Below are 20,155 nucleotides of genomic sequence, written 5' to 3'. Positions count from 1 at the left end.
TTCAGGCCGCCACTTGCGTCTGAAGCCACATTTCAAGCAGTCCGGCCTGCCAGAGCTCGGAACCGCGCAGCGGCGTAATATGATCGGAAGGGTTGGCAAACAAACGATCCAAATAGTCGCGTTGGAACAATCCGCGTTCGCGCGCCTGTTGCGATGACAGCGCGTCGCGCAGCATATCCAGATACGGCCCAGCGATATATTTGAGCTGCGGCACCGGGAAATAGCCCTTCTTACGGTCAATCACTTCACTTGGTATGATCTTGCGGGCGACGTCCTTGAGAATACCCTTGCCGCCATCACGCAGCTTTTCTTCAGGTGGCATACGCGCGGCAAATTCTGCGAGCTCATGATCGAGGAAAGGCACGCGTGCTTCCAGTCCCCAAGCCATGGTCATGTTGTCCACGCGTTTGACCGGATCATCCACCAGCATGATATTGCTATCGAGGCGAAGTGCTGCATCAACCGACGTATCTGCGCCATTGCGCAGCAAATGCTCTGCAATAAACTCACGGCTATAATCGCGATCTGACATCCACTCCGGCGAAAGCTGATTTGCAAGCACATCGTGCGAGCGGTCGCAGAAGGCTTTCGCATAATCGCTTACTACATCTTTAGAGCCGACCAGCGGCGGATACCAGTGATAGCCCGCAAAGACCTCGTCGGCACCCTGACCGGATTGCACGACCTTTATATGCTTTGAAACTTCCTTCGACAGCAGATAGAAACCGACATTGTCATAGGAAACCATCGGCTCAGACATGGCGGCAATCGTACCGGGAAGCGCATCCATCAGATCAGACGACGGCACAAAAATCTTATGATGGTCAGTGCCGAAATGCTTGGCAATCAGGTCGGAATAAACAAACTCATCGCCCTTTTCGCCGTTGGCCTCTTCAAAGCCGACAGAGAAACTCATGAGGCCAGTTTGTCCGGCTTCGGCGAGTAGACCAACAATAAGGCTTGAATCAACACCACCAGAAAGCAGAACACCTACCGGGACGTCAGAGATCATGCGGCGCTTGACGGCAACGCGCAGCATATCAAGAAGCTGCTCCTGCCAATCTTCACGGCTCATAGCGCGGTCGCCAGCCAGACGGCTATGCGGCGGCTGCCAATAGATGCGGTCGCGAAATTCGCCATTGGCCTGATAGACGCGGATGGTGGCCGCTGGCAGTTTGCGCACGCCGTTATAAATGGTGCGCGGAGCCGGCACCACAGCATGAAAGCTCATATAATTATGTAGGGCCGCGCGGTCGATAGAAGTATCAACACCGCCAGCTTTTACCAATGCAGGCAAGGTCGAGGCGAAACGCAGAGCGCCGTTAACCTCTGCCAGATAAAGCGGCTTGATGCCAAAACGGTCGCGGGCAAAAATCACCCGGCCGGTATCGCGCTCATGAATGGCAAAGGCAAACATGCCATAAAAGCGCGTTACGCATTCTTCGCCCCACGCGTGCCATGCCTTTATAATGACTTCCGTGTCGCCATCAGAGAAAAAGCGGTAGCCCTTGGTTTCGAGCTCAGCGCGCAATTCGCGGAAATTGTAAATGCAGCCATTGAAAACAACGCTGATGCCAAGATCTGCATCAATCATTGGCTGCTGGGATTTTTCCGACAGATCGAGAATTCTCAACCGCCGGTGACCCAAGCCAACATTGCCACGTACAATAATGCCAGCTGAATCTGGCCCTCTGGGGGCGAGAACGTCTGCCATTTTCGAGATTGCCGAAACCGACGGCGTTGCACCGTCGAACCTGACTTCTCCGCAAATTCCACACATAAAAAGGGTCGAAACCTCCATTGTAATCTACAAAAAATGAGGCCGTCGCGTGAGTTTTGGCGGCGGCCTGCATATTGGCTAATGCATGCGCGCCGGTATGGTTCCGAAATTTATGCGTTTTGTGGATTGTCGTCCGGCTTGAGATCCTGCTCGGCTGTTTCCGATGTCTGATGGGTAAAGCCCTTCACGCCTTTGGTCGTTTCTTCAGCGTCGCGCTTAATCTCAACGTCACTCATCGCATAATGAACGGTCAGTTTGGCAATTGAAGTCAGAGCGCTTGCGTGTATGCGTTCATAGCCATGCGAGGCATCAACACCAAAGGTCAGCAGTGCAGTTCGGACATCGTGACCGGCCTCAACCGCCGATGCTGCATCGGAGCGATAATAGCGAAAGACGTCTTTCTGAACCGGAATGTCGTGCTCTCCGCAAAGCGCGTAAAGCTTCTTGGTCAGATGATAATCGAAAGGGCCGGTCTGGTCGGCCATTGCAAGCGTTACGCCGAACTCTGACGAGTTTTGACCGGGTGCTGTGGTGCCGTTATCAATCGCCACCAGCGAGGCAATATCCGGCACGATTGCTGCCGATGCACCAACGCCCACTTCCTCAGCGATTGTGAAAATCCAGTAGCTATCAACGGGCGTTTCAATCTTTTGGCGTTGCATAGCTTCAAGGGAAGCCAGCATAATGGCCACCCCTGCCTTGTCATCCAAATGACGCGAAACGATGAAGCCGTTATCGATGAATTCAGGCATGGGGTCGACAGCAACAATATCGCCTACATCAATGCCAAGTTCGATCAGGTCTTCCTTGTTACGCGCCAGCGCATCTACGCGTAATTCGATATAATTCCAGCCAACCGGCAGCGTATCCACTTCTTCATTGAACGTATGGCCGGAGGCTTTCAATGGCAGAATAGAACCGCGATAGGTGCCTTTGGAAGAGAAGATGGAAACACGTGCGCCTTCGGCAAATCGCGCCGACCAATTGCCAATGGAAACAAGCTCAAGCCGACCGTTGGGTTTGAGATATTTCACTTGAGCGCCGAGTGTATCAAGATGAGAAACGATAGCACGCGCTGGCTTTTTTGATTTTCCGCTGCGGCGCGCGCGAATTGCACCGCGCCGGGTAAGCACCACCTCAAGGCCCAGACGCTCGAGTTCGCGTGCAACGAAATGCACCGCTTCATCTGTAAAACCTGTGGGGCTTGGAATTGCCAGCAGGGCTGATAATTTTTCGAGAAGATAATTCTGATCAATCGCTATTTGGGTCATGCGCGACAATGTATTGTCGTGTTGCTGTGCGTCAACCGCTCCAATTCATTTATAATAGCTGCCAATATTTTTTTAATATAATTTACTGATGCTAAATATAAAATTCAATTAATTTGTTATTTTTTAATAGAAATAGGTTTATACTGCAAATGACGTTTCATATTTTAAGGATTGTAAAATGAAATTTGAAACATTGTTTTCAAGAAGGTCATTTCTAAAAACTGGAGTTGCCTTAACAGCAAGTTATCCGACATTATCAATGGCTTGTGGCTGCGAAAAGAATACGGCTTATGCGAGTGAAGAGGTTACAGACGCCGTGACAACTCTTGATTGTTCAATTGTGCCGGGCGAATATCTAAGCAAGGGCAAACGATACCGTATGCTGGCCTCTGACAATCCTTGGCCAATTATCGTGCGAGAAGACCTTGCCGCCGCGAAAGATGGCCGCGATACACGCCGAAAGCCAATCGCGGCTTTTGCTCATTTAACAGACCTGCATGTTATTGATGCGGCATCACCAAGTCACGCGGCATTCATCCGTCAATATGGCGGCCTCAATGGCGTCATCGACGGAGCACCGCTATCAAATGCCTGGCGCCCTCAGGATACACTAACATTGCAAGTACTCGATGCTATGGTCCGGCGCATCAATAGTGTCCGCAAGGGGCCGATCTGTGGACGTGATTTTGACTTTGCAATTTCCACCGGAGACAATGCCGATACCCGGGCAAAGCATGAGTTACATGCAGTGGTAACCACATTAAATGGCGGCGTCACCTCGATGTCGGCTACGGATGCGCCCTATATCGGCATTCAGGACAGTGTGTCGACCTCACCCGACGTATATGATGCTTATTGGCATCCCGAACCCGTTACCGGCAACCAGGCAGATGATCTTTGGAAACGCGCTTACGGCTATCCCGTCATTGAAGGTTTTCTGGGGCATATTAGTCAGCCTGTCGTCACGCAAGGGCTGAACATGCCTTGGTACACGGGGTTCGGCAATCATGATGAGCTGGACTTTGGGGTGTTTTCTGGCGGAAACTTCAGTGCCTTCGTTGCAGCAATGGCTGTCAGTGACCGCATCCCTGTTGCATTGCCCAAAGGAATGCAAGTTATTGATTTCATGGGTGAGCTGATTCAGGGCAATAGAACTCAACTTACCCAGATGCTTTCGGAATTACCATCAAGACCCGTGAAATCATCCCCACTGCGTAACCCTTTTACGAAGTCTGAATTCATTCAGATGCATCTCGATAATGATGGTCCTCACGGCCCGGCTGGACATGGCTTTTCGCAAGACAATCTGGACAAAAAAAACGCTTATTACCGCTTCCAAATGGCAGATGGCGTAACCGGAATTATGCTCGATACGACCAACCCGAATGGTGGCCCTGACGGTTCGCTGGACATTGATCAGGCCAAGTGGCTGGAAGACCAATTACAATCTGTTTCATCAAGTTATTATGCTGCCGACGGAACGCGCGTGACAACACAAAACCGCGATCAAATCGTGACGCTCTTCTCACATCACAACTCGATCACTTTCGACAATCTCAAACGTGCTCCAGCAGGACAGCCAGATGTGGAGCGATTAGGATCTGACGCATTCATAGCGCTTGTCTCACGCTACCCCAACGTTATTCTCTGGGTTAACGGCCATACACATTGCAACCGCATATGGAACCACTACAATCCACATAACCCGGTCAACGGTCTGTGGGAAATCAATACGGCTTCCCACATCGATTACCCGCAACAATCACGCACAATCGAAATCGTCGATAATGCAGATGGAACCCTCTCGATCTTCGGGATCGTGATCAACCACTCCTCGCCAGATTCCATTGTTCGGAGCGGACCTCAAACACAGGCATCACTTGCCGCTTTGAGTTTGGAATTAGCACTCAATGATCCCGCTCTCGATCGGGCATTCCGACTCGGCGCACCGGAAGACCTGAATGTGGAATTGGTGATCAACAAGCCGTTCGGTTAACCAAACCTGCCAACCAAAGTCATCAGGTTTGGGCTTTAGTGCCTTGCCAGCCTCACCCCCGGGTTGGCAAAGAAACAAAAGAGAACATGAACCGTTCATCATAGCTTTCTTCATCCACCGCTTTCACCAATTCGGACAAGACGCACGGACTATTTCGTATCGGATCGTGGCATCTTTACACGTTTAGCTCGCACAACAATTATTACATATTTTGCAATATAATCACAATTATTATAGCAATTGTTATCAATTATCACTCCGGCTAATTTGGGTTCAACGAGATCACAGGGCTGAACCAAACGATCTCAGCCAACAACAGACCAACCCAAATCAAACGGAGATAACCATGTCCAACAAGCTCGAAGTTCTCACCCCATCCAACAGCCAGATCATCTTCATCGATCATCAGCCACAGATGGCTTTCGGCGTACAGTCCATCGACCGTCAGGTTTTGAAGAATAATACTGTTGGACTGGCAAAGGCCGCCAAGGTTTTCAACATTCCAACAGTTATCACCACCGTTGAAACCGACAGCTTTTCTGGTCAGACCTACCCGGAACTGCTCGATGTTTTCCCGGATGCACCGCTTCTAGAACGCACCTCAATGAATTCATGGGATGATCTGAAAGTCCGCGAAGCACTCGCAAAAGGTGCCGCTGAAGGCCGTAAGAAGATCGTGGTTTCCGGCCTGTGGACCGAAGTTTGCAACACCACTTTCGCACTTTCTGCCCTCAACGACACCGATTATGAAATCTACATGGTCGCTGATGCTTCGGGCGGCACCTCGCTGGAAGCCCACAATTACGCGATGGACCGTATGGTTCAGGCCGGTGTTATACCTGTTACCTGGCAACAGGTTTTGCTTGAATGGCAGCGCGACTGGGCACACCGCGAAACCTATGATGCTGTCATGAACATTGTACGCGAGCACTCCGGTGCTTATGGCATGGGCGTCGATTATGCCTACACGATGGTGCACGGTGCAAAATCCCGTAGCCAGCACACAGGCCCACGCCTTGAGCCAAAGCCAGCGCTTTAATTCAAGAACGGCCCGGCACAAAAGCCGGGCCATCTTGAAGCCGGTATGAATGTACAATCACCCATACACGGCGCATGATATTTGCAGCCAAGCTGCACACCCAAATCCATTCCCCCTTTCAAAGCATCTGAATTCTGAAAAAGGAAACAAGATGACCGCCGCCACTCCCCCCAAACAGGATAATACATCCGGCCCATTGAGCTTCCGCGTTTTCAGAGCGCTTTGGATCGCAACCATCATCTCCAATATCGGCACCTGGATGAACGATGTTGGCTCTGCATGGCTGATGACTTCCCTCTCACCAAGCCCGATGTTTGTGGCGCTTGTTCAGGCCGCAACAACACTGCCAATGTTCCTGCTGGCATTACCTGCCGGTGCCATGGCTGATATTGTTGATCGTCGCAAACTGCTTCTCGGCGCACAGATTTTGGGTCTTCTCGGCGCGGCAACACTTGCAATGCTCACCCTCGCGGGCCTTACAACTCCATGGGTATTGCTCGGTGTGACCTTCGTGCTTGGCATCTCAGCTGCACTCAGCGCGCCTGTGTTTCAGGCGATTGTTCCAGAACTCGTTGACAAGCAAGCCCTACCCGATGCGGTTGCTCTCAACAGTCTCGGCGTCAATATTTCTCGTGCTATCGGTCCGGCACTTGGCGGTGTAATTGTTGCACTGGCTGGTATTCCAGCCGTCTTTGCCCTCAATGCGGTTTCCGTCATCGCGGTGCTTGGTGTCGTCTTCTTCTGGAAACGCAAACCGACCGAATCCGCTCTTCCGCCGGAACATTTCTTCGGCGCTCTTCGCGCAGGATACCGCTATGCACGTCACTCGGCTGCAATGCGTCTCGTTCTTATCCGTTCGGCTGGTTTCTTCCTGTTTGGCAGTGCATTGTGGGCCATGCTACCTCTGGTTGGCCGTCGCGAGCTTGGTCTTGATGCTGCTGGCTATGGTGCTCTTCTTGGCTGTATGGGTGCGGGTGCCGTACTTGGTGCGCTCATTCTGAAAAAACTGCGCAAAAACGTTGCGGCAAACACTATTTCCATCTGGGCAACGCTGCTGTTTGCCTTTGCAACCCTCACACTCGCGCTCGTACCCAACGCATGGATCGGTGGCGCTGTCATGTTCCTTGCTGGCCTTGCATGGATCGGCATGCTGACCTCGCTCAATGTTGCAGCACAGATGGCTGCACCCGGCTGGGTCAAGGCACGTGCTCTCGCTGTCTATCTTCTGGTGTTCCAGGGTGCCATGACAAGCGGCAGCATCATCTGGGGTACGATAGCATCGCGTTTCAATGTCACAACAGCCCTTGTTGTTGCAGCCGTTGCTCTGGTTATCTCTCTGGTGCTGGCTCGTATCTGGCAGTTGCCAAAAGACTCAACCACAGATCTCGCGCCTTCAAACCATTGGGCAGAACCAGTTGTTGCTGTTCGTCCTGAAGGTGATCGCGGTCCTGTCCTGATCGAAATCGAATACAAGATCGAACCACAACGTCTTGCAGAATTCACTGCAGCATTACGCAAGTTCAGTGCAGTCCGTTACCGCGATGGTGCTATCCGCTGGGATGTGTGGGAAGATGTGGCAGAACCCGGTCGTGTGGTCGAAGCCTTCATCGTCGAGAGCTGGATCGAACACCAGCGCCAGCATGCCCGCGTCACTCATTCAGACCAACTTGATCAGAAGACACTGAACAAATTCCATCTCGGTGATACACCACCGGTCGTAAGACACATGCTGAAGCCAATTTAAAGATATACTGTTGTGAACTGCATGTTTTCTTAAAAAAACATCCAAATGAAATTGGAATATGCAAGACTAGCTGTCATCTTGATCATAGACTGAGCGGATAGAGTATAGAAAGCCTGTCCGCTCTGTTCAGAAACTACCACTACGACTTTCTGCCTCTCGACCCATCAAACACAGTCACGCATGAAAGGACCATCATTATGACCGATAATGTCAAATCCCGCCGCTCTGCCTCACTCAAAACACCAAGTGGTTTCCCGGAAGAAGCCGTGAAGGAAATTTCCGGCGGAATCAGCGCACTTCTTGCAGATGTGTTTGCCATTTATCTCAAGACGAAGAATTTCCATTGGCATATGTCTGGCGCACATTTCCGGGACTACCACCTGCTTCTGGATGAACAGGGTGATCAGATCTTTGCAATCACCGACGATCTGGCCGAACGCGCGCGCAAACTTGGTGGCAACACACTTCGCTCCATCGGCGACATTGCGCGTCACCAGCGCATCCTCGATAATGATGCGGAATTCGTACATCCACACGAAATGCTTGCTGAACTGCGCGACGATAACAAAGCTCTGGTCGAAAGCATGCGTATTTTGCACGAATTGTGTGACGAATATGGTGATGTGGGAACCGCAAGTCTGCTCGAAAACTGGATTGATGAAGGCGAACGCCGCGTCTGGTTCCTGTTCGAGACCCTGCGTGGAACCAACGGGTAATCAGAATTATCGACATTTTTTAAGAAAGGGGCCATTGGCCCCTTTTTTCGTTGAAGCGTCGATCTGATTCAATCAAATCGAAACGCGCTCTAAAGCAGACCCTATACTCAGGTATAGAACATCAAAACTCAGGTGTATGGTTTTGCACTTATAGTACGGTTACGAACAGCGCCACATCATCGCAATATCCCCCCATCACCAACACTGTTCAACGATTTTACGGGAGATCGATGATGTCAACATTCGCAGCTAACGCTCACCACTATCAGCCAAAACTTCCTCTTGATGCCTTCGCAAACGAAACATCAATAAAAGTATCTGCTCTGCTGTTGAATGCCGTAAAACTTCTCGAAAAAGATGAGTCCATCGCGATTGATCTGCTTAATCAGGCATCAAGCCTGCTTGGTAATCCGTCAGCGGATGGCAAAGATGCAGAAGACAGGATCGTTGTTGGCGGATTGGCACCGTGGCAAATCAAGCGTGTGCGTCGCTTTATTGATGAAAAGATCGCCTACACCGTTTCGCTCGATGAAATGGCGCGTCAGGTTAAGCTGAGCACGAGCTATTTTTCGGCGGCCTTCAAAAACAGCTTTGGCGTTTCGCCACATAATTACGTTATCCAGCGCCGCGTCGAGTTTGCCAAGGATAAAATGCTCAACAGCAAAGCGCCACTGTGTGAGATCGCTCTCGATTGCGGCCTTTCTGATCAGGCACACCTATCACGCGTTTTCCGTCGCATCACCGGCACAACGCCAAGTGCATGGCGCCGTTTTCAGACCCGCCCAGAAATTACCTCCAATCTCGCAGTCGCTGAGATTTACTAGAGCGCGTTTCGATCGAACTGGATCAGATACCTCCCATCCTCAGATGTGAATAAGAGCCGTCAAATGGACACTCAAAACAATACCGCACAAACGACAAGTACAGGCCTTAAGAAGCTTTCTTTATTTGCGATGGCAGTTGCCGGTGGAATAGCAGTCGCAAATATCTATTACAACCAGCCTATGTTGGGGATCATAGAAGCCGACTTCCCCAACGACCCCATGACAGGTCTCGTTCCCACCGCCACCCAGTTGGGTTATGCAATCGGCTTGTTTTTTCTATTGCCACTTGGCGACATCCTTGAAAGGCGCAAGCTGATCATTGGTCAGTTCATCCTTTTGGCAGTCGCACTGCTTTTAGCGGCGATGGCACCATCAGCATCTGCATTGGTCATTACTTCACTTATCGTTGGGGCATGCTCAACTGTCGCCCAACAGATTGTTCCTTTCGCAGCATCGCTTGCATTGCCTGAAAAACGTGGTGCAACCATCGGCACTGTTATGGCTGGTGTTCTTTCGGGCATATTATTCAGCCGGGCGCTATCAGGCTTTGTTGGACAACATGCTGGCTGGCGCGAGATGTTCTGGATTGGCGTACCATTGGCGCTTTTCGCTGGCGCTTTAATGTTCTTCACATTACCAAAACACCACAAAAGCTCCGGGCTTCGCTACAAAACAGCAATCCTCTCCCTTGCAACAATCTGGAATGAACACAGTGCCTTGCGTATTGCGGCACTCACTCAAGCTGCACTTTTTGCGGCTTTTTCTGCATTCTGGACCATTCTCGCACTTTATCTACAAACGCCAGAATTTAACATGGGCGCGGGAGTTGCCGGGCTTTTCGGTGTCGTTGGCGCCGTGGGCGTATTTGCAGCCCCTTATGCGGGGCGCATTGCTGATAACAAAGGCCCCGCTTTTGTCGTGTTAATGGGTACCATTCTCACACTGATTTCCTGGGCAATCTTTGGTCTCTGGTCATCGATCATCGCATTGGTAATTGGGGTTATTGTGCTCGACTTCGGCATTCAAAGCGCGCTCGTTTCCAACCAGCACATTATTTATGCGCTTGATCAGGAAGCAAGAAGCCGTCTCAATACGATCTTCATGACCGCAATGTTTTTTGGTGGAGCGATAGGCGCTGCACTTTCCACATGGGCGTGGAAACACGGCGGCTGGTTCGACGTATGCTTGCTTGGCGGCGCACTTGCACTGACAGCACTTGCTATTCAAATCTTCGCATTTCGCAGACGCTAAGCCAAACCCCAACCACTCAAAAACAAATAACAAAAAACGCCGATCAGCTCACAACTGATCGGCGGTTTTATATCAACCTCGGCATCATTAATGGTTCAAAGCACTATCGAGATGAGCCAGCAGCCTGTCGACGTCAACAGGCTTCCCAAGGAATGCGAAAGCACCACCATCCATAGCCGCATTGCGTGTGCGCTCGTCTTCATAGGATGTCATGAAAATCATCGGAGGGCGCGCAGCCTGTTTGTTGAGTACAGCCTGAAGCTCGATCCCCGTCAATCCGGGCATCTTCACATCAACCAGCATACAGTCGATGCCTGACTTAGCGTCATATGCAAGGTAATCTTCCGCAGATGCAAAGAGACGGCTTTCGTAACCGCAACTCTTGACGAGATCGTCAAGAGCTTCGCGAATACCCTGATCGTCATCAACAATTGCTATGGTGTGATTATGCGCTGCGGACAAGATATTGGACCTTGATATACTGAATTTGAGAACGACTTAATTTGGCGCACAATCCCGAACAGCTTACCCATTCAGATGCGCTTTATGATCACTTATGCACCCTCGAAAAGCAGAAATATACCATACTTTGATACAGGTCACCTTGCCATTTCACCAATCAATTCAGCCATGCGAACTAGATCTGCAAGTGAACGAACGTCCATTTTCCGCATAACATTGCCGCGATGCAGTTTAACCGTCACTTCGCTGATGCCCAGATCAAATGCGATCTGCTTATTCATCTTGCCCGTCACCACAGCATCCATAACCTCTCGCTCACGCGGCGTAAGAGTTTGCACCAAATCGGCGACTAACTGGTTTTGTGCGGCTTCCTGCCTGCGCACCGTATCGCGCTGCACGGCAGAACTGACAGCATCGAGCACGTCCTGCTCCTTGAACGGCTTAGCAAGGAAGTCAACTGCACCCGCTTTCATAGCGCGCACGGTCATTGGAATATCTCCATAGCCAGTCATAAAAACCACAGGCAACGCAATGCCAGATTTCTCAAGCTGCCCCTGAAAATCAAGCCCACTCATGCCCGGCAAACGCACATCAAGCAAAATACAACCGGGCCTATCAGCTCTACCATTCTGGGAATATCGCGCCATGAAGCCGGCTGCGCTTTCGTAAGCCTCTGCTTCAAACTGCATTGATAGAAACAGATCGCTGAGCGACTCCCGCATTGATGAATCATCGTCAATAATGAATACAACTGGCTTGTCATTTTGCGATTGTGGCTTGCGTAAGTCAGGCATCGTGCGCTTCCCAGCTGATTGGCAGGCGCAGTTCAAACTCTGCGCCCCCAGTTATATAATTTGTACCAGTCAGAGTACCACCACTCGCCTCAATCGTGCTGCGTGAGATCGAAAGACCCATACCCATACCCGCAGCTTTGGTTGTGTGAAACGGCATAAAAAGCCGCTTCAACACGTCCTGATCTATGCCGGGGCCATTGTCGCGCACTCCAATGAGAGCGAGCCCATTATCAGTACGGTCAATCGTAATTGTAATGACTTTCGATGGAATACTGGAGGCTTCCATAGCCTGAATTGCGTTCGAAATCAGGTTAATCATCACTTGTTGCAATTCGATTCTCACGCCTTCGATGGAAGGCCAGCGCCAGTTGTTGATGATCGTTACCTGCGTGGTGCTGCGCTGCAAATCATGTTCCATGAGAGCAATGGTTTCGCGCACCAGATCAGTAAGATTAATCTGGTGAACTTTCCGCTTGGCACGGTTCAACATGTTACGCGTATTCTGCATAATTTCGCTTGCGCGGTCGCTGTCGCGGATGATCCGTTCCGCAGATCGCCGCACTGCACTTAAATCAGGTGGATTACGATCCAGCCACCGCAACACGGTTTGCGCATTAAGCATGATGGCGCCCAATGGCTGATTTAACTCGTGCGCAAGAGAAGCGGATAAGGCACCAACAGTCGCTGCGCGTGACGCCTTTGTCAGTTCGGCCTGAGCTTCGACCAGTGCCTTCTGTGCTAGTTCACGCTGCGTAACATCAACCATGCTAATGACAACACGGTTAAAAGCTGCCGGATCAGCGGGAAAACTAATACTCAGCAGAACAAGCTTTTCGTCACCCGTTTGCGTTCGCAACTCGGACTTGTCTTCAAAAAACCGCCGCTCATCAAGCAGCGCCTGCAATACGGGAACGAATTGATAGTCCTGCGGTAAAACGAGAGCATCATGGACCGAAGTCTCATTTTTATTGGTGCCCAGAAGTTCAAAAGCGGCCTCATTGGCAGCAACAGTCGTCGCCATATGAATGCATTGAGTTACAAAATCGGGATGCAACTGCGCATAGGCCGCAACATCTGTAACGCCGTCTGCCTTGAGCTTCATCATCTGGTGGCGAAGCCGGGAATAGTCCCGCTCAAAAAGCGCTACTCGCGTGCGATCAAAAATAGAACGGTAGCGTTCTTCACTGTCTTGCAGGGCTGTGTGGGAAGCGAGCAATTGCTCGCGCGAGGACTTATTTCTCAGAATAAGAAGCGTCGTCACCAGGATGGCGGCAACAGCGACAGCAAGACGGATGGTGGTTTGAAAATCGGGCTCGGGGCCATGGGTAGCATAATAAGAGACGATGGTGAAAACGAAACAAGCTATACCACTGATTATAAGGCCGGTTCGTCCAGTAACTTCGGCTGCCAGCAGCAAGACAATGGTATAAAGAACGGCAATTGCGCCTTCGATATCGGTGAAGGTATCAACGTAAAAAACACCAAGCGCCAGCGTTAGTGCTGCAAGCCCTAACGCCAGATGATTGCCTCGTTTATGCAAACCCTCTGCATAGCTGGCCATTCGTTATTTTCCCCACATTCGCGTGGTTAGGACCATAGAGCAATTTCGACAATTGCAAACCTATACCTAGGTTTGGGTACAGCCTTCTCAACGATATCCGCAAAACTAAACGCCGCTTAAATGCCAGACGTTAAACCTTCATCTATCTCACGCAGTACATCGACCAGTGCATTAAACTCGCATGGGCCATCATAGCGCATAGAATTGATGAACAAGCTCGGCGTACCATTCACACCACTACGAATACCGCCGGAAAAGTCTGTCTGAATCTTGTCGTCAAACTGGCCTTCAAAGGCTGCGGCAATCTGCGTTTTTTTGAGCCCTAGGATTTCGCCATATTGGAAAAGATCATCATTGCGCAAAGCTTCCTGATGTTCATAAAGCATGTCATGAGCTTCCCAAAACTTCCCAACACTTGCTGCCAATTCGGCGAACTCTGCCGCGTGGAGCGCGTGAGGATGCATTTCCGTCAGTGGAAAATTCCGGAAAACGAAACTCAATTTGTCACCCATTGCTTGCTGAACAGCCTTCAGAACTGGATAGGCTGCGCCACAATAAGGGCATTCATAATCACCGTATTCAACAAGTGTTAAACGGGCTGAAGCGGGGCCAGATCTATGATCTGCATCACTTACCGGGATCGTAAGACGTGACATAATCATTCCTTTCAATCAATTCTTGGATTTCAGATCGTCGAGCGCAGCAAGAATACCGTCAGCGCCGGGATTGATGCCAAGCAATGACACATAGCTCCAACGGATCACACCTTCCGCATCAATGACGAAAAGCGCGCGCTCTGCGATACCTTCCTTTTGCCGATAAACGCCGTAGCGTTTAGCAACGCCACCCTTGGGCTCAAAATCAGAAAGCAGAGTGAAATGAAGATGACGGTCCGCTGCAAAAGCTGCGTGGCACCACACACCATCGACCGAAATACCCAAAAGCTGCGCACCGTGACGGTGAAACTCCGGCAAAATCTCATTGTAAAGACCCATCTGGTCGCCACAAACAGGGCTCCAGTCAGCGGGGTAAAAAGCCAGTATAACGGGCGCACCTCGTAAATCCGCCAGCGAAACCGTCTGGTCGGCGGTTGCAGGCAACCGAAAATCGGGCGCACGCGTTCCTGCAGGCAGCACCTGCACAGGGTAATCTTCAAGCATTATAGGCCTCCCAGCGTGTTACCGGCCATGACTTAAGCTTCTGAAGGAAGCTTCAAACGAGGCGTTTGTTGCCGGTGCATCGTGTTTATGCTGATGAGATTAGGCGCGTTGGAAGGTCTGCGAAACAAGCAGAAAGTCTTTTACTGCTATACGTTGGTTTAGGGTGGGGAGAGCCGGTTTTTGGGAACCAGGTGGGTGAAAAAACAAAAATATCTAAGAGCGATGCTCACGGCTGCGGCGCTTCCATGGCCATTCGCCATCAATTTCCGCTTCAAGCGAGAAACTAAGGAAGGTTCTGATCAGAACGATAAGGCCCAGCAAGCCAACGCTTTCCCATGTCAGCGGCGAAATAATCGTGGCGATGATATCGGCGCCAATCAGAATTTCAAGGCCAAGCAGAATGCCGCGTCCGAGATTTGCGCGGTAACGCGTATAGGCATTTTCGCCAGACACAACGAACACATCTTTGAGATAGACGATGGTTGCCACAGCCACCCCAATGATGATGACTGATACACCAAAAAACTCGAGCGCAGATGCCATTGGCTCCAATATCGGCGCAATCAAACTTACAAATTCGCCGCGTTCCGCACCCGCATTCATCATATCTATCCCCTGCCCGCTAACAGCCAGCAAAAACTAACGCTAAAAACTTAATAAAGAGGCGACAGGTCTCCCTACCGCCTCCTCATTCGTACAAACTTATGCCTGAACAAATGCTAAAAGATCAGCGTTCAGAACATCGGCATTGACCGTCAGCATACCATGCGAAAAGCCCGGATAGGTCTTGAGTGTGCCGTTCTTGAGAAGCTTGATCGCCTTCAGTGCTGCATCGGCAATCGGTACGATCTGGTCGTCTTCGCCATGCAGAACGAGTGTTGGCACGCCGATAGCCTTGAGGTCTTCCGTCTGGTCGGTTTCAGAAAACGCCTTGATGCCTTCATAATGCGCCACGGCACTGCCCATCATGCCCTGACGCCACCAATTCTGGATCACGCCTTCCTGCACATTCGCACCATCACGGTTGAAGCCATAGAATGGGCCAGCAGGAACATCGCGGAAGAACTGCGCGCGATTAGCAGCCAGTGCCGAACGGAAACCGTCAAACACGTCGATGGGCAGACCTTCTGGGTTGGATGCAGTTTTGAGCATCAGCGGAGGAACTGCGGAAACCAGAACCGCCTTCGAAACGCGACCGGCTGGTTCACCATGCTTGGCGACATAGCGGGCAACTTCACCACCGCCAGTCGAGTGACCGATATGCACTACATTTCTAAGATCAAGCGCTTCAACAACCGCAAAAGCGTCGGAAGCGTAATGGTCCATATCATGACCTTCGGAAACCTGCGCCGAACGACCGTGACCACGGCGGTCATGAGCGATAACGCGATAGCCTTTCGAGAGGAAAAACAGCATCTGCGCGTCCCAGTCGTCTGAGCTCAATGGCCAGCCATGATGGAACATGATTGGCTGCGCATCCTTCGAGCCCCAATCCTTGTAAAAGATTTCGGTGCCGTCTTGTATGGTGATAAAGGCCATGGTGTTAATTCCTCTAGGTGAGATGTTGGACTCTGGTCTGACACTGCCTGCGAAATACAAACTGGCTATTCGTAGAATTGTTGCAGCAAGAGCCGAGTTAGTGAGCGAATTTTAGAAAGTGTGATGATTGCGTTGTTCGATGGGGGAATATTGCGCCAATGCGCCCTCACAAACAATTGCAATAATAATTTCGATACTATTTCTAAAAATGCAATTATGACAACGCGGTTATCCGTAATCCGTGTGCATAGGCTGCAGAGATGAAGGCGTTCTAACGATAAATTTTACATTGGAATTTGGTAAGCTTCACCATTATGCAGGCTAAAAGCTATTCAGGCGCCAATGACGGCGCCTGAACAGTTTTTATTTCTAATAATTTTAATCAGACGGCCCAGCAGGCGCAGCCGAGTGCTCCAAAGAAGCCTTTGAGATCACCGATTGGTAGCTGAGAGCCCCATGCCGCCGCATGATCGTGTCCGTGAACACCGCAATTGCTTGCGCAGCCGCATGTAGAGATTGCGGTGCGGCGCAAGCTATTTTTGCCTGCACCTTCCGGCTCGCCCCATGCTGCATAGCCGCCGAATTTACGCGCCGGCGACCAATCCGGCATTGCGGGCGGAATTGGATTTTCATCCAGATCCTTGAAGGCATTCGCCCCATAGACAACCTTGCCACCAACCATGGTCAGATCTGACGTCAAGAATGAAATTTCGTCTTCGCTGCAATTAAAGAAGTCTTTGTCCGGCACCACCAGATCAGCAAACTGGCCTTTCTCAATGCGGCCTTTTTTACCCTCTTCATTAGAGAACCATGTGACCTTTTCCGTCCACATCCGCAGCGCCGTTTCACGATCGAGACAATTGCGGCGCGGATAAAGCTGCATACCGCCAACCGTCTTACCGGTAATCATCCATGACAACGAAACCCAAGGATTATAGGACGCAACGCGCGTCGCATCCGTACCTGCTGAAACATTGACGCCTTTAGACAACATCTTGCCAATCGGAGGTGTCGCTTCCGCGGCAGCATGACCATATTGCTCGACGAAATATTCGCCCTGATAGGCCATGCGGTGCTGCACGGCGATACCACCGCCAAGCGCTGCAATACGATCAATCGATCGGTCCGAGATCGTCTCGGCATGGTCGAAGAACCAATTCAGGCCTTCAAGTGGGATGTCCTTATTAACCTTTTCAAATACATCAAGCGAACGGCTGATGGTTTCGTCATAGGTCGCGTGCATCCGCCATGGCCAGCGATTTTCAGCCAGAATCCTGACGACCTCTTCCAGATCGTCTTCCATTTCCGGTCCCATATCCGGGCGCGGCTGACGGAAATCCTCAAAATCGGCGGCAGAAAACACCAGCATTTCGCCAGCACCATTATGACGGAAATAATCGTTGCCCTGCTTATATTTCACCGAAGAAGTCCAGTTGAGGAAGTCTTCTTTCTCTTCCTTCGGCTTCTGCGTGAAAAGATTATACGCCAGACGCACCGTCATCTGGCCTTCATCGGCTAGTTGCTGAATAACGGCATAATCATCAGGATAATTCTGATTGCCGCCGCCAGCATCGATCACGCCGGTCACCCCAAGACGGTTCAACTCGCGCATGAAATGACGGGTCGAATTGACCTGATAATCCAGCGGTAGTTTCGGACCTTTTCCGAGCGTCGAATAGAGAATGCCGGCATTGGGTTTGGCAAGCAAAAGGCCGGTCGGATTGCCATTCACATCACGCAGGATTTCGCCACCCGGAGGGTTTGGCGTGTTCTTGTCATAGCCGACGGCACGGAGCGCTGCGCCATTGAGCAGCGCGCGATCATAAAGATGGAGCAAAAAGACCGGCGTATCGGGGGCTATCGCATTAATTTCTTCAATGGTCGGCAGACGCTTTTCGGCAAACTGATGTTCGGTAAAGCCACCAACCACACGCACCCATTGCGGTGCAGGCGTTACCGCCACCTGCCGCTTTAGCATGTCCATGGCATCGGCCAGCGAGCGCACACCATCCCAGCGCAATTCCATATTGAAATTGAGACCACCACGCACAACGTGGGTATGGTTATCAATAAGACCCGGCAATGCACTGCGACCTTTCAGGTCTACCTTGCGGGTCGTCGCGCCTGTGTGGGCAAGCACTTCTTCATCGGTGCCGACAGCAATAAAGACGCCATCCTTAATGGCAACAGCCGAAGCTATAGGATTTTTCCGATCAAGCGTCGTGAATTTGCCGTTAAAAAGAATGGTGTCTGCTATCATAAAATCTACCTTTTGTCGCTTCGTTGACGCAATCGATCTGAGTGCATTCGCGTAATCCACCCAGACATCTGAGAACCATATCTACGTGATTCAACAAATTTCTTGAAGGTTCCTGCTGTCATTTTGCATCGGCAATCTGAATGCGGCCATCACTCTGCGGCCATCCGCCCGCTACCGATAATCGTGCCGCCCTTCACCCGCACATGATGCGAATAATACAATTTACAAAAATATTGGTAGCATTATTATTCTATATAAATATATAAAATCCACTCACAATTTATTATAAGTATTTTATAACAAAAATTAAGTAAGCAATATATTGTGTACTTTAAAGCTAATGTTAAATAGTGCTAAAATTGACACAATATTTAAAATACACGATGACGATATTATAAATGATATTGCAATGACTCAGAAAATTTATTCAAAGACATACGGTCTGAATTTTTAAGGAGAGCAAAAATGAATATTAAGAGCCTGCTGCTCGGTTCCGCCGCATCGATCATCGTAATGAGCACTGCTTACGCAGCCGATGCGATCGTGGCGCCTGAGCCAGAATCCGTTGAATATGTTCGGGTGTGCGATGCTTATGGCGCGGGATATTTTTACATCCCTGGTACAGAGACATGCCTCAAAATATCCGGCTACGCCCGTTATGACCTAACCGGTGGTGATAATGTCTCTGGCCACGGCTTCGTTAAGGATGGCAAACTCGATACGAGACGCAATACCTGGGATAATAAAGCCCGCTTCACACTTCGTTTTGCAACAGCGTCAGAAACCGAACTCGGTAAGCTGTCCACCTATGCCGAAACCCGCTATGATTGGGGCAATGGAGAAGAAGGTAGTTCTGGCTCCCTGCGTTTTGGCTATATCCAATTGGGTGGCCTGCGTATCGGACTTGACGAATCTGCTTTCGTGACTTTCCCTGGCTATTTGGGCAACGTGATCAATGATGACGTGATCCTTGCGGGCGGATATCGCACCACGCAGATTAGCTATACCTTTACTGGTGGTAACGGTTTCTCCGCCATCCTGTCGCTCGAACAGGGCAATAAGGAAGATACCGACTACGATTACGGTTATGATGGCACCATTAAGGATTACACACCACACATCGTTGGTGGCCTGAAGTTCGAACAGGGCTGGGGTAAAATTGCTGCGGTTGCAGCATATGATGCCCGCAATGAGAAATGGGCTGGTAAGGTTCGCGCTGACTTCAATTTGACAGACCGCCTCTCCGTTTGGGCGATGGGCGGCTATAAATCAATGAAGGATCAATACATCTCTCAGTCGGACGCCGATGGCAATGCCCTTGGTTCCGTGCGTGCAATTAGCAGCTTCTATGGCACATGGGGCGGTGATTGGGCAGTATGGGGCGGCACTGCATTCAAGTTATCCGAACAGGCAACTATGAATGCACAAGCGGCTTATGATGCAAGCAAAACCTTCGCCGCAACTGCAAACGTAGCTTACGAACTCGTACCGGGCTTCACCGTCACTCCAGAAGTCTCCTACACGAAATGGCAGGATAATAAGTCCTACCTCAAGGGCAAAGACGCCTGGCAGGGCATGATCCGCTTCCAGCGTAGCTTCTAAGCAGATACAATAGTGAAGTCAGCAATCATATTACTGACTTCACACAATACATAATGTGGATATTTTTGATTAATTAAAAAAATAATCACAACTCATAATACTTAATATTACGATTTTATTTTGTAAAAATAATAAAAATTAGCGGCGGACCTTTGG

The 20,155-nt window shown here is 50.4% G+C and carries 17 protein-coding genes; 7 read left to right on the top strand and 10 right to left on the bottom strand.

Going from position 1 to position 20,155, the window contains the following annotated elements; all coding sequences use genetic code 11:
* Position 1: 1 nt before the first annotated feature.
* Together WH356_RS18225 and WH356_RS18220 are read right to left on the bottom strand one after the other, a co-directional pair.
* Complete coding sequence (locus tag WH356_RS18225; RefSeq protein ID WP_339513352.1) at positions 2-1,780, bottom strand: N-acetylglutaminylglutamine amidotransferase; 1,779 nt, start codon at positions 1,778-1,780, stop codon at positions 2-4.
* 110 nt (positions 1,781-1,890) lie between these two features.
* A complete protein-coding gene (locus WH356_RS18220; RefSeq protein WP_339513460.1) occupies positions 1,891-3,051 on the bottom strand; it encodes an osmoprotectant NAGGN system M42 family peptidase in 1,161 nt (386 codons plus the stop codon).
* Positions 3,052-3,229: 178 nt separating this feature from the next.
* Between WH356_RS18220 and WH356_RS18215 the strand changes: the two genes are divergently transcribed.
* The 6 genes from WH356_RS18215 (at position 3,230) to WH356_RS18190 (ending at position 10,621) form a co-directional block, all read left to right on the top strand.
* On the top strand, positions 3,230-5,047 hold the full coding sequence (locus WH356_RS18215) for a TIGR03767 family metallophosphoesterase (protein WP_339513350.1): 1,818 nt from the start codon (positions 3,230-3,232) through the stop codon (positions 5,045-5,047).
* A gap of 346 nt (positions 5,048-5,393) precedes the next feature.
* Entirely contained in the window at positions 5,394-6,086 is a 693-nt protein-coding gene (locus WH356_RS18210; RefSeq protein WP_339513348.1) for a hydrolase, read from the top strand.
* 151 nt (positions 6,087-6,237) lie between these two features.
* Positions 6,238-7,830 (top strand): MFS transporter, encoded by a 1,593-nt coding sequence (locus tag WH356_RS18205; protein ID WP_339513346.1) that lies wholly within the window; start codon positions 6,238-6,240, stop codon positions 7,828-7,830.
* 197 nt (positions 7,831-8,027) lie between these two features.
* A complete protein-coding gene (locus tag WH356_RS18200; protein WP_310013503.1) occupies positions 8,028-8,546 on the top strand; it encodes a Dps family protein in 519 nt (172 codons plus the stop codon).
* A gap of 233 nt (positions 8,547-8,779) precedes the next feature.
* Positions 8,780-9,370 (top strand): helix-turn-helix domain-containing protein, encoded by a 591-nt coding sequence (locus tag WH356_RS18195; protein ID WP_339513344.1) that lies wholly within the window; start codon positions 8,780-8,782, stop codon positions 9,368-9,370.
* A 63-nt stretch (positions 9,371-9,433) separates the two neighbouring features.
* Complete coding sequence (locus WH356_RS18190) at positions 9,434-10,621, top strand: MFS transporter (RefSeq protein WP_339513342.1); 1,188 nt, start codon at positions 9,434-9,436, stop codon at positions 10,619-10,621.
* Positions 10,622-10,708: 87 nt separating this feature from the next.
* Here the strand turns inward: WH356_RS18190 and WH356_RS18185 are convergent, their stop codons facing one another.
* The 8 genes from WH356_RS18185 to WH356_RS18150 form a co-directional block, all read right to left on the bottom strand.
* Entirely contained in the window at positions 10,709-11,083 is a 375-nt protein-coding gene (locus tag WH356_RS18185; RefSeq protein ID WP_339513340.1) for a response regulator transcription factor, read from the bottom strand.
* Positions 11,084-11,220: 137 nt separating this feature from the next.
* Complete coding sequence (locus WH356_RS18180; RefSeq protein WP_339513338.1) at positions 11,221-11,877, bottom strand: response regulator transcription factor; 657 nt, start codon at positions 11,875-11,877, stop codon at positions 11,221-11,223.
* Positions 11,870-13,438: a PAS domain-containing sensor histidine kinase gene (locus tag WH356_RS18175; protein WP_339513336.1), complete on the bottom strand. Its 1,569-nt coding sequence runs from the start codon at positions 13,436-13,438 to the stop codon at positions 11,870-11,872. The genes WH356_RS18180 and WH356_RS18175 overlap by 8 nt, the downstream gene beginning before the upstream one ends.
* A 116-nt stretch (positions 13,439-13,554) precedes the next feature.
* Entirely contained in the window at positions 13,555-14,094 is a 540-nt protein-coding gene (locus WH356_RS18170) for a DsbA family protein (RefSeq protein ID WP_339513334.1), read from the bottom strand.
* A gap of 15 nt (positions 14,095-14,109) precedes the next feature.
* Positions 14,110-14,598, bottom strand: a complete 489-nt coding sequence (locus WH356_RS18165; protein ID WP_339513332.1) for a peroxiredoxin — start codon at positions 14,596-14,598, stop codon at positions 14,110-14,112.
* A 213-nt stretch (positions 14,599-14,811) separates the two neighbouring features.
* Positions 14,812-15,201, bottom strand: coding sequence for a DUF1622 domain-containing protein (locus tag WH356_RS18160; protein WP_339513459.1), 390 nt, complete (start codon positions 15,199-15,201; stop codon positions 14,812-14,814).
* Positions 15,202-15,300: 99 nt separating this feature from the next.
* Positions 15,301-16,137: an alpha/beta fold hydrolase gene (locus WH356_RS18155; RefSeq protein ID WP_339513330.1), complete on the bottom strand. Its 837-nt coding sequence runs from the start codon at positions 16,135-16,137 to the stop codon at positions 15,301-15,303.
* A 382-nt stretch (positions 16,138-16,519) separates the two neighbouring features.
* Entirely contained in the window at positions 16,520-18,397 is a 1,878-nt protein-coding gene (locus WH356_RS18150; RefSeq protein WP_339513328.1) for an amidohydrolase, read from the bottom strand.
* Between the two features lie 465 nt (positions 18,398-18,862).
* On the opposite strand from WH356_RS18150, the gene WH356_RS18145 reads away from it, so the two are divergent.
* Positions 18,863-19,999, top strand: coding sequence for a porin (locus WH356_RS18145; RefSeq protein WP_339513326.1), 1,137 nt, complete (start codon positions 18,863-18,865; stop codon positions 19,997-19,999).
* Positions 20,000-20,155: the final 156 nt, after the last annotated feature.

The organism is Ochrobactrum sp. MYb379, from assembly GCF_037479515.1.
Taxonomy (GTDB): Bacteria; Pseudomonadota; Alphaproteobacteria; order Rhizobiales; family Rhizobiaceae; genus Brucella.
This window is presented reverse-complemented; position numbering and strand designations above follow the sequence as displayed.